Genomic DNA, 11,772 nt, shown 5'->3' on the forward strand with positions numbered 1-11,772 from the left:
ATGCGCGCACTCCAGATCGCGCTCGAGCTGTATAAGGGCTCGGGATCACTCGAACACGGCGAGACCGTGGCCATGGCGCTGGCCGAGCTGGAGCGCTTCGAGGAGGCTATCGATTGGCAGATCAATCTCCTGGCCGAAGCCGAAAGACAGCAGGATTCGGCGTTGACAGCCCGGCTCAGACACAACCTCGAGCGCTACCGGCAGGGCCATCCCGCTCGGATCCGCTGAATCGGCCGCTCAAGAGCCTGGAGTGGCGTGCTGGCCTCGAGCCTGGCTCAGAGCGAGGACCCGGTCGAGATAGCTCGACGCCTTTTCGTGCCCGGGGTCCAGGACGAGCGTCCGGCGGAAATGCTCGGCGGCTTTGCCGATTTGTCCCAGATTGGCGTAGAGGGTGCCGAGATCGAACCAGGCGGCCGCCAGATTGGGGCGAAGCTGAATGGCCGCTTGCAAGTGGGCGACGGCCGCTTCGCTCTGGCCCGCCACCGCCAGGTGTTTTCCGAGGTTGTAGCGCACCTCCGCGCGTTCGGGGGCGATCTCGAGCCCGCGCTCGAAGTGGCGCAGAGCCCGATCTCCCTTGCCCAGCCGGGAGAGCGCCACGCCCAGGTGCAGGTGGACCGTCGCGTTGTCGGGTGCGGTCTCGAGCAGTTTAGTGAGGGTCCTGACACCATCCTGAAATCGCCCCTGCCGAAGCAGGCCGGTAACCAGATCGAGGTGTGGGATCAGGTCCTTGGACCTGGCTGCCTCGAGGGCCTCGCTCAGCCGATCGACCCCGGAATCGCTGCCCGCGCGCACCATGGCTACCGCCTGGTAGATCTTCTCCTCGCGCGTGCTCAGGCCGCTGCGGGGCTCCAGCAGTTGCACCTCGCGCAGGTTGGGGTTGGTCTCCGGGATCGGGCGCAGGCGGTTCTGTTCGGAGTCGGGCTTCCGGCGGATCAGGTGATCGGTCATGACGGCGTGCACCACGTCCTGGGTCCGTCGCGGTTGCATGTGACAGGTGATGCAGTTGGACGGATCCTCGCCGTGCGCGTTTTTCGGCTCGAGGCCACAAGCGTCGATCTCATGGCATTCCAGGCACGCGGCGCGATAGTGAGCCTGTGCCTCTTCGGGCGGGACCTTGCGATGCGGGTCGTGGCAGTTGAGACAGCTCAGCTTCCCTTTGCTCTCGACATAGCAGCGGCTCTGGCGCAAGCGGTAGGGGTGATGGTTGATCTCGAATCGTCTTGAAGCCGGCCGCTCTTCCACCGGATCGAGATGCACCAGGTAGTCGGACAGCGATTCACCGGGGCGAAACGAATAGTCGGGCCGATCGAACCTGCGAATCGGACTGATCGCCACCGAGGCCTGCAAGTGACACTGCATGCAGACGTCGTCGCGCAGCTTGGGCTCGAGCCGCGCCGGGTTGAGGATGGCGGCGGCCACGGCCTCGACCGGTGCGACGTCGAAGGCCAGTTCGGTGTGTTCCGCTCCCGGGCCGTGACAGCGCTGGCAGCCGAGGCCTTCGGGGAGCTCGGCCGGAAAGAGCGGCGGCTCGCCGTGCAGGTCGCTGGCCTCGGGGACGTCGGGGAAGGAGTTGTGGCAGAACATGCAGTCGCGAGAAACCGCCCGCGAGAAGCCCTTGTGGTCGGGTTTATCGTAACCGGGCGCCATCTGCCAGCTACCCGGTTGGCTGTACCAGGAGATCGGGGCCAGGAAGAGCTCTCCGGCATCGGTCCGGTAGACGTAGCTGCGAGCCCGCGATCCCGAGCCCAGAATCCAGTCGATCTCTTGTTCGAGGACATGGATCTGCCGGCCTTCGCCATCGAGCTGATAGCGCTTGAAGACCAGCCGGCCGTCCTCGTAGGTCATCTCGTAGTGACGCTGCGAGGGTTCGTGAAAGAGGCGGTTGTTGTCGAAGTCTTCGATCATGCGGTCGACTCGCGGCCGGTAAAAGGCCCGCGACATGCCAACGCTCTTGTAGCTTTCGAACAGTTCGCGGTGGCAGGTCGCACAGATCTTGTCCTCGACGTATCCCGCCGCCGCACCCGAGGTAGCCGAGATGCCGGGCATGCCGCTGGAACCGGCTTTCTGAGCCGCTTCGTTCCGGGCGGCACTGGACTCGGCCTGAGGCTCGAAGCTGGCGATCAGCACGAGACAGCCGAGAGCAACAACCGAAACCCACCTCATGGGCCTGCCGTCCCACCAAGACATGTTGTGAATGTTACTTGAGCGGAGCGCGGTGTCGCGAAAGCGCCTATCGTTGCTGAGGCTCCCTGGACTGCTCTTCCGTGATCGTCAAGAGCTGATTCGAAGCGATGGGGCCGGGCACGGTCTGGCGCGCGCCGGACGGCCAGAGGATCTCGATCGCGTCGACTTTGTCGGCGTCACCGAGCCCGAAGTAAAGCGGCAGCAGACTGTGTGAGAGGTAGCCGGAGTTACCGGTGTACACGTTGGAGTAGCTGGTGTCTCCGGTTCGGACGGTCACGGTCGAGCCGAGTCCGTCCCGGTTAGAAGGACCGCCGACCAGAGCCACCTTGAGGTATCGGATCGGATGGCGATCGGAGAGATCGCTCATGAGGACCATGGGCTCGGAGCCAGAGTCGTTGGTGACGATATCGAGATCGCCGTCGCCTTCGAGATCGAAGATCAGCGAGGAGCGGCTGCCGAGGGCCCCCCAGACTTCGTGTTTCCCCTCGCGGTCTTTGCACAGGAAGTGGTCGCGATCGCCTTCGGAGCAGTCGAGATCGAACCAGGGTTTGGCGTTGATGCCGCCTCTTCGCGGCTCGGCGCCGAGAATGAACTCACTATCTCGAAAACGCTCGCCCGCCTCGTTGAGCAGGATCGAGTTGACGCCGTAGCGCCAGCCGTAATTCATGCTGGCGGCGATGAAGACGTCCTCGAAACCGTCGGCGTTGAGGTCGCCGCTGCTCAGTCCCCACGGCCAGTAGTTCTCCGCGTTTATACGATTGGAGATCTCTTCGAAGCGGCCATCCCCGATATTGCGAAAGAAGGCGTTGCCGCGCACGTGGTTGCCGTCGCTTCCCAGAATCTGGAGTGCCGGCATTTCGTCTTGCGGAAGCTTGCTCTTCTCTTCTTCGGGGGCGAACTTGCGCACCATGTCGGTGTGCATGTCGGTCAGGTAGACGTCCATTCGGCCGTCGCGATCGAAGTCGAATACCTGGATGCCCATGGTGCCGTAGGGTGTCGCCGGAAACACCTCTCGGCTCTTGTCTGTGAACCGCTGCCCACCGACGTTCTCGTAGTACTCGTCGTGCCCCTGCATGTCGGTGATGTAGAGATCAGTCCAGCCGTCCTGATTGAGATCCAGAGGCGCGGCATCGCCGTTCCAGCCTTTCTCGACCAGGCGGGTTTGCTCCGAGACGTCCTCGAAGCGACCGCCGCCGAGATTGCGGTAAAGGATGCTGCGCTCGGCCCGCTCCGGCTTGAGGTGGCCGTCGAATGCAATGAGGTAGCCGATGTAATAACCACTCGGGCCCACTTCATCTGTCGTGTAACGCCCGACGTTGGTCACGAACAGGTCGAGTAGGCCGTCTCGGTCGTAGTCGAAGAAGACGCTGCCCGAAGAATGGAAGCGCGATGCCAGTCCGGCCTGTTCGGTGGTGTTCTTGAACCGCCCCGCTCCGTCGTTGACGAGCAGCGCATTGCCGCCTCGAACCGAAGTGACGAAGAGGTCGGGATCTCCGTCGTTGTCGACGTCGCCGAAGGACGCGGCGACACTGATTCGGTTGGCGAGACCGACTCCGGCGACCTCAGTGATGTTCTCGAATCGGCCCTCACCGAGATTGCGCCATAGCTCGTTGGTGCCGATCTGCGACGTGAAGTAGAGGTCCATGAAGCCGTCGGCATCGACATCGGCGGCGGCGACCCCGTTGCCGTGGTCGTAGTGATTGGTTTTGTACTGCTTCGCCGAGTCCTCGGTGACCTGGTTGACGAAGCTGATGCCGGTCTCCTCGAGCCGGTTCTGCAAGCTGAAGTCGTGGAGCACCCGGTAGCCGGCCGCGTCGCTTAGCTGCGCGCGCCGGCGATCCGCCAGCCAAGACGGGGTCATGATGGTCTCGGGCACCGGCAGAGGCTTGATCTCGGAGAGAACCCAGGTCAGATCGCTGCGCAGTCTGCCGAAGCTGTCGGCTTCGGCGGCGTCGTACGAGCCACGGATGCGGCCGAGCCGGTCGATCAGGAACATCCTTCGGGCCGGTGCGCCGAGCCGATCGATCAGAATCGCCTCTTGCCCGGGACCCGAGAAATCCCAGTCGTCTCCGAGCGGCAGGTTGAAGCCGTCCACAAGCAGCTCTCGAACGTCGGTTGCGGAACCGGTCAGGAAATACCAGTGAAGCGGATCGGCGCCGAGTCTCTGGCCGAAACGGCGCAGAGTGTCGGGAGTGTCGTGCTCCGGATCGAGGCTGAAGCTCACCAGCCGGGTCTCCTGCCGAGCCGAGGTGGCACCCAGCTACTCTTAGAGCTGCCTCATGTGGCTCGTTGACGTCCCCCAAACGCCACGACACCGGGTATAGACGAAGTTGGAACCCCACGCCTTGCCCAGCAATTGCTGCGGATTCGACTTGAGGCGGGACGGCTCGATCAACTCGTACCAAGGTGCTACGCCGTAGACCGCGGGCTTCGCCGCGGTCGCGGGAGCGCTTTCATCCGCCGCCCGCAAGGTTTTCGGCTCGGTTGCGAGAAGCGCTGCGCAGAGAGCGCCCAGGAGGACAGCTGTGCAGATACGGGACCCGGGCCGTCGGACGGAATCTCGTCGCTTCATCGTCAACCTCCTCGACGGACGTTAGCACCACGGTGCCCTGAGTCCTCCCGCTGGCGGAGGATGTAGTGCCGATTGGCCGGCAGCGAATGCCGCACCGAGATGCGGCCGTCCGGCCAGTAGATCTGTACCTTCTCGGCTTCCGTCTCTCCGCCGAGCCCGGCCAGGATTCTCGGATCCCTTGCCGACGCATAGCTTCCTTCACTTCGGGCCCGACGCCATAGGGGTGGTTTCCGAGAAGGCGAGATTTTGGCACGGGCGCCGAGCATGTCCCGTGGTCGCGCGCCGCCGAGGAGCCGCAGGCCGATCCAGCTCGCGTCAGACCCGATCTGGTTGATCAGCAGCCGGACCGGACCGTTGTTGTTCGCGACGACAATGTCGATATCACCGTCGTTGTCGATGTCACCGAAAGCGGCGCCGCGGCTGACCTCTGAAAGGTCGAACGCGGCTCCGGCGTGATCGGTGACCTCCTCGAATCGACCCTGGCCGAGATTGCGAAACAACTGATTGGTCTGATGCAGCGGGTAGGGATCGCCGACCCGAACCTGATGCTCGAGATCGACCACCGCGCCGTTGGCGACGAAGATGTCGAGCCAGCCGTCATTGTCATAGTCCATCCAGGACGTGCCGAACCCGGTGAACTCCCAACTCGCCTCTCCCAGGCCGCTCGTGAAGGAGGCGTCCTCGAACAGACCCTCTCCGTTGTTGACGTACACCGTATTGGTTTCACGACTCAGATGCGTGACCAGAAGATCCTCGTCGCCGTCGCCGTCAAAGTCGGCGACGTCGAGGCCCATGCTGGCCTCGGCTTCGCCTCTTTCGTTGACCGCCGCGCCGGCGAGGACCGCTTCGTTCCGAAACGTGGTTTCTCCCCGTTTCTGTCCCTGATTGATCCAGAGGTGATTGGGCAAGCCATCGTTGGCGACATACAGGTCCGGCAGACTGTCCGTGTTGAAGTCTGCTGCGGCGACTCCCAGGGTCGCACCGATCTCCGTTTCCGGGTCGATCAGGCGGGAGACGTCCTCGAATCTAACCATGCCGCTTGCCGAGGCCCCGCGGTTGTGAAGGAGTCGGTCCGCCTGAGGGCGGTAGGCCAGCGGGCTGCAATAGACTTGGCTGCCGGTCTCCGAGCGGCAAGTTCTGGCGCTGGCCAGACTGAACTCGACGTAGTTGCCAACATAGAGATCCAGCCAGGAATCGCGGTCATAGTCAAAGAACACGGCGGGCACCGACCAGCGGGAATCGTCGGTCCGCGAGGTTTCGGTCAGGTCGCTGAAGGTGCCGTCGCCGTTGTTGCGAAGCAGCTGATTGCCGCCGTAATTGGTGACGTACAGGTCGGTCCAGCCGTCGTTGTCGTAGTCTGCGGCCGCGACCCCCATGCCGTAGCCGTAGGACTCGATCGAGCTTCTGGCGGTCACGTCGGTGAATCTGAGCACTGGCGTTTCATCGCTATCGAGCGCGAGGTCGTTGCGATAGAGGCGATCGGTCAGCGGCAGGGGATGCTCTGGCTGAAATGAGGCGTCCTTCAGGGTCTTGTCGGAACCGAGCAGATGGCCTTGAACCAGGTAGAGATCAAGGTCTCCGTCGTTGTCGTAATCGAACAACGCCGCGCCGCCGCCCATCATTTCGTTGAAGAAATGCTCTCCGGTCATGCCGTTGAAGTGAACGAAGTCGAGACCGGTCTCGGCGGCTTGCTCCACGAAGATTGCGGCTTCGCGGAACTCGCCCACGGCCGGCGACTCGCGTTCTGGACTCTCGCATCCGGCCACGAGCAGCAGCGAGGTGCAGACTCCACTCCAGGCGTGCTTCATCGTCGGGAGATTTGCAGTGCCGGATCGCTAGTGCCGGCCGACCATGGGTCGTCGGGAGGGCCATTCGATCAGAGGCAACTCGATGACTTCGAGCTCTGCGGAGCCTTCGACCGCTCGATAGGCGCGATTGGGCGCCACGTTGGTGAATCGCTGTACGGTGCCACTTCCGGGCCACGAGATTACGATCTCGGCTATCTCGGTCGCTTCTCCCAGCCCGATCTCCTGCTGATAGCTGGAGCCGCCGAACGTCCCGCCGCTGCCCGCGGTGGCGTAGATCGAGCGCTGGTTTTCGTTCTCGATCACTCGGATCTCGATGCGAGCGCCTGCTGCAAATCGATTGGCACGCTTCCCGACCAGGCGCAAGGTTATCCACCGGTTTTTCGAGCCGGGGTTCTCGAAAAGCGCGTTGCCGTACTGATCGCCAGGGTAGAAGCCCCCCAGTTGGTGAAAGAGATCCTGGTCGCCGTCGTTGTCGAGGTCGCCAAAGGCCACTCCATGTCCTTTCTGGAGATGGCCGAAACGGCCTACGCTGGTTACATCCAGGAATGCGCGACCGCCATCGTTGCGATACATCTTGTTGGGGAGCAAGGTCTCGAACTCCGGGTCGCCGGTGCCCAGATAGATGTCGAGCCAGCCGTCGTTGTCGAGATCGCCGTAGTTGGCTCCCATGGGCAAAGTCGGCAAGTCAAGGTGCATCTCTTTCGACACCTCGGTGAAGCGAGCGCCGTCGTTGCGGTAGAGGCGAGCGTGATCGCTTCCGGCGGGCAGGCCAAACATGGCCGCCACCGCGGTAGCGGCCTGCGCTTGGTAGTCGGCGACGAAGAGGTCGAGATCAGCGTCGTTGTCGAAGTCAAAAAACCAGCTTGCGAAGCTGCGCAACTCTGGACGAGTCACGCCTAGAGCTGCTGCCACGTCATCGAAGCTTCCGTCGCCGTTGTTGCGGTAGAGGCGGTTCGCGCCGATGTTGGAAACGTACAGATCGGGATCGCCGTCGTTGTCGTAGTCTCCCCACGTCACCGCCTTGGCGTAACGCATGTTGGCGACTCCGGCGACCCGGGTGACATTCGAGAAGGTGCCGTCACCGTTGTTGCGGTAGAGCAAGGAGGAGAAATCGTCATCCGGCAGCGTCTCGCTGCCGACGTACAGGTCGAGGTCGCCGTCCCCGTCGTAGTCCGCCCACCCGGCGGTCTGGGTGGGCAGGGCCGGGGATGCCAGGCCCGCCCGGTGGGTCACATCCACGAATCGGACGCCGTTCGGCCCCGGCTCGTTGCGCAGGAGAGAGTTGCGGATGCGGCCGTGGCCGAAGAGCCACGCGCCACGGAGGATCAGCAGGTCAAGGCGCCCGTCGTTGTCGAAGTCGGCGTGAACCAGATTGAGTCCTCCCAGCTGTGAGTCGAGACCCCAGCGCTCGCTGACGTCTTCGAAGCCGCCGCGTCCATCGTTGCGGAACGCCTTGACGTGGTCACAGTGATCCGAGGTCGAGGAGATCAAGTCGAGCAAGCCGTCGCCGTCGAAGTCGTCCATGATCGCGCCGCCGGCGAGGTCGACGGCATTGATGCCGAGGTCGACGCCGCGCTCGGGCCAAGGCTCGAGCGGCCCACCGGACTCGAAAGCATCCTCGGGCAAGCGATACCGAGGCGGAACGCCGTCGGGGTGGTCGCCGGAGACCATTTGCATCAGATTGAGAAGCCAGGCGCTGATCACGTTGTCCGGCTGGAGCTCGAGATGCTGGAGATAGAGCTCGGCGGCCCTCTTGGCGTGCTCCGGTTTGGGATGGAGCCCATCACGCGAAATCGGCAGTAGGCAGCTTGCGGCGGTGTGGTGCTGCAGACAATTTACGTCCTCGGCCGCCTGGACGTGGGCCAGTGCGAGAGTGGCGATCAGCCGCTCACGAATCTCGAGGCTCGGTCCCTGCCCTTTCAGCAGATTCAGGGCATCGTTGATTACTTTGATCGCCTCGGTGGGATTGCCCTGCTCCAGCAATTCGCGTGCGAGTTGCTGACGCAAACTGGCCTCCGGTCGGGACCTCGACGAAGGCGCCGCGAGCCGGCTCTTGAACTGCTCGAGGCTCGCTCGTCCGTAATAGGGCTCATAACCGTTTCGTAGGCTGCTGCAAACTGCCTGAAACTCTGCCCTTGCCTGGTCATTCGCGCTGATCGGGCTCGATGCGGGCGCCAGCAAGAAAATCGCGAATAGCAGTAGCTGAGCGTTCTTCATGTGGCATGTGGGAAGCGGGTGGTGGTGTGTGGTCGGCACGACCCACCCAAAATACTACACGATCAGCGAAGTTTTTGAGGTGTCGCAGAGCAACCGAGAAAGGGCGGCAGGATGTTCCGGAATGGCCCCTCGGCTAGAGGGAGCTCTCGAGGGCGGCGGCGAGTTGTTTTCGGAAAACCTCGTTGTCCGGGTCCTCCTCGACGAGACGCCGAAGGTCCTCGACCGCATCTGCTGCACGGTCGAGGAATAGCAGGAGGGAGACTCGGCGCGAGCGAGCCTCGCGATCGTGCGGGCGCGCTCGCAGTACTTGCGTGTAAGCCTCCAGGGCTTCCTCGAAACGTTTGAGCCGAAGCAGCGTACTGGCGGCGTTGAAGCCTGCATCCGGGTGGAGCGGGTCCAAGGCCGCGGCCTTCCGGTAGTGGACCAGGGCGTCTTGGTCTTTGCCGGATTGGGCCAGGAGTCGGCCAAGCGCGAAATGGGCGGAAGGGCTCTCCGGGTCGAGTCTTATCGCGGTGTCCAGCTCGGCACGCGCAGCTCCCAGCTCCCCGGTCAGCACCAGAGTACCGGCCAGGAGCTCTCGAACCGCGGGGTCTTCCGGAGTCAGCTCCACTGCTCGACGAAAGTTCTCGACCGCGATGCGAAGTTGCCCTTCGTGGAGCGCCAGGTTGCCGCGGGCCACGAGAAAGGAGGAGCTCAGGGCCCTTTCGGCCAGCTTCTCGACCAATGGGTCGGCAGAGATGACGGGGAGGTGCCCTTGGAGCTCGAGGTGATGCTCGGCGAGCTCGGGTCGATCGGCACGGCGATAGGCGGTGGCGAGAAGCAAGTGGAGCTGGCTGGCTCGGGGCTGCAGCCGAAGGGCTTCTTCGAGATGGCGGAGGGCGGCGTCGAGGTCACCCGCTCGGAGCGCCAACCGGCCGAGACCATAGTGAGCCGACGCGCTCGCGGGACTTTCCTTCAGGATGTTGGCGAAGACTTCGGCCGCCTCCCGGTTGCGTCCTGCAGCGAACTGGAGTTCGCCGAGTCGAAGGCGCGTTGGGATGTCGTTCGGCTCGAGCTCGCGCGCGGCTTCGAGCTCGTGAGCGGCGGCCTCGAAATTACCCTTGGTTTGATATAGAAACCCGAGCAGGTAAGCCCAGCTGAAGTCGCTGGCATCGAGGCCGCGAGCGTTTCGATAGCACGGGGCGGCTGCCTCGAGGAGGTTGTAGGCGTGGTAGAGCCGGCCGGTCTCCCCGAAGGCCTGGGCCAGCGCCGGCGCAGTTGGCTCCGAGCCAGCGAGCGTTCGCTCCAGCCAGTCCCGTGCCGCTTCGAGCTGACCGGCGACCGCGGGTTCCATATGGTCCACGGAGGGGTAGGGGACGGCCTCGAGCTGGTCTTGGCCGAAGGGCGCCGGAGAGCAGGCGAGGACGAGCAAGAGCCCAAACCAGCAGGTTCGTGCCGTCCCTTCGGCGAGTACTTCCACGGGCCGAATCTTACTTCGTCTCGAAGTTCGCTCATCGGCCCGGCAGACGCCCGTGCCAATTCGACTCGATAGTGTGGCTCGGATAAGCTAGCGCCAAGCGTCGAGCCGTGGATCGGCATGAGATTTGCTGCTCGTCTCGGGCAGAAAGGCGGGAAGATTCGATGAAACGTGCTCTGATTCTTCAGTTGGCTCTATTTTTGTGCATCGGCTCGCACGCGCTGGCCCAGGACAGTGGGGACGTCAATCCCGCCGTATTCGGTGAGCGAATCGACGTCAATATCGTCAATGTCGAGGTGTTCGTGACGGACTCCCAGGGACGGCATGTTTTCGGCCTGACCAAGGAGGACTTCGAGATCACTGAAGACGGGCGGCCGGTGGAGATCACGAACTTCTTCACTGTCGAGCGCGAGGACCGTCTGAGCCGGATCTTGCAGGGCGAAGCCGGCACCGAGGAGAGGGCGAGCGAGGTGCGCAAGCCGGTTCCCGCCGATCAACAACTGAGCCTGGTCGTTTACATCGACAACTTCAACATCAGTCCCGGCAACCGCAAGCGCGTGCTCAAGGAGCTCCGCGAGTTTCTGGAAGAGCGCGCCTTTCAGGGCGACAAAGTCATGGTCGTCACTCACAATCGCAAGCTCGAGGTGGTGCAGGCTTTCACCCGAGAGCGTGAGTCCATCCTTCGAGCCCTCGACAAGGTTGGCAAGTCGGTTGCGAGCGGAAATATCGAGGAGAACCTTCGCCGCGGCACTATCGAGGAAATGCTCCGGGCCCACCGGGATGACGAGCCGCTCAGCGCGGAGATGGCGATGAAGTCGTATGCGGACTCTGCGCGCGAGGATGTGCGGCGCTCGGCGCGGGCGCTGCAGCACACGCTTCGAAGCCTGGCAGGCCTGCCCGGACGGAAAGCGATTCTGCACGTCAGCGACGGAATCCAGAACACGCCCGGGGAAGAGTTCTATGTCCTCTACAAAGATCTGTTCGGGCGCGACGCCGAGCTCAACTTCGACCGCTTCGGAGATTCCGAGGTCGAGCTCTTCAAGACCGTTTCTCGCGAAGCCAACGCTCAGAGGGTGACCATGTACACCCTTGATTCACGGGGTAGCTTGGGCTCGGGAGGGTTTACGCCGGATTTCGCCGGCATCGTTTCGGTGTCGAACGCCTCGATGGCGGCTCTCAATACGGCTCGCGACTTCAACCTCGAAGCGCCGCTGGTCGAGATGGCCGAGCGCACCGGTGGAGCGGCCCTGATCAACTCGAACAATGTCAGAGAAGCCTTGGATCAGGTGGGCAGGGACTTCGAGATGTTCTATTCGCTGGGCTATGCGTCGCCGGGCGGTGGAGACGGGTCTTACCACGACATCAAGGTGAAGATTAAGCACAAGGGCTTGAAGGTGCGTAACCGCAGCGGCTACGTCGACAAGCCGGTCGCGGACCAGGTTGCCGACCGCACGCTCTCCTCTCTGCTGATCGACAGTCGTGAGAACCCGCTGAATGTTCGCCTGGCCTTTGGAGAGCCCGAGAAGGAAGGGCGC

General features: G+C 63.2%; 7 protein-coding genes. 2 read left to right on the forward strand and 5 right to left on the reverse strand.

Annotated elements, in window-relative coordinates; genetic code table 11:
* Positions 1-228 (forward strand): hypothetical protein (locus GY769_24710; protein MCP4205124.1); only part of this gene is annotated, 228 nt, incomplete at its 5' end.
* A 9-nt stretch (positions 229-237) separates the two neighbouring features.
* Here GY769_24710 and GY769_24715 read toward each other — a convergent pair.
* The 5 genes from GY769_24715 to GY769_24735 all read right to left on the reverse strand — a co-directional run bounded on the left by GY769_24715 (position 238) and on the right by GY769_24735 (position 10,240).
* Entirely contained in the window at positions 238-2,163 is a 1,926-nt protein-coding gene (locus tag GY769_24715) for a tetratricopeptide repeat protein (GenBank protein MCP4205125.1), read from the reverse strand.
* A gap of 67 nt (positions 2,164-2,230) precedes the next feature.
* A complete protein-coding gene (locus tag GY769_24720; GenBank protein ID MCP4205126.1) occupies positions 2,231-4,408 on the reverse strand; it encodes a hypothetical protein in 2,178 nt (725 codons plus the stop codon).
* A gap of 350 nt (positions 4,409-4,758) precedes the next feature.
* Positions 4,759-6,564 (reverse strand): CRTAC1 family protein, encoded by a 1,806-nt coding sequence (locus GY769_24725; protein ID MCP4205127.1) that lies wholly within the window; start codon positions 6,562-6,564, stop codon positions 4,759-4,761.
* Positions 6,565-6,591: 27 nt separating this feature from the next.
* Positions 6,592-8,820 (reverse strand): CRTAC1 family protein, encoded by a 2,229-nt coding sequence (locus GY769_24730; protein MCP4205128.1) that lies wholly within the window; start codon positions 8,818-8,820, stop codon positions 6,592-6,594.
* A 94-nt stretch (positions 8,821-8,914) separates the two neighbouring features.
* Positions 8,915-10,240, reverse strand: coding sequence for a tetratricopeptide repeat protein (locus GY769_24735; GenBank protein ID MCP4205129.1), 1,326 nt, complete (start codon positions 10,238-10,240; stop codon positions 8,915-8,917).
* Positions 10,241-10,401: 161 nt separating this feature from the next.
* Here GY769_24735 and GY769_24740 point away from each other — a divergent pair.
* On the forward strand, positions 10,402-11,772 hold a 1,371-nt coding region (locus GY769_24740), incomplete at its 3' end, for a VWA domain-containing protein (GenBank protein ID MCP4205130.1).

Source organism: bacterium (assembly GCA_024224155.1).
Classification (GTDB): domain Bacteria; phylum Acidobacteriota; class Thermoanaerobaculia; order Multivoradales; family JAHEKO01; genus CALZIK01.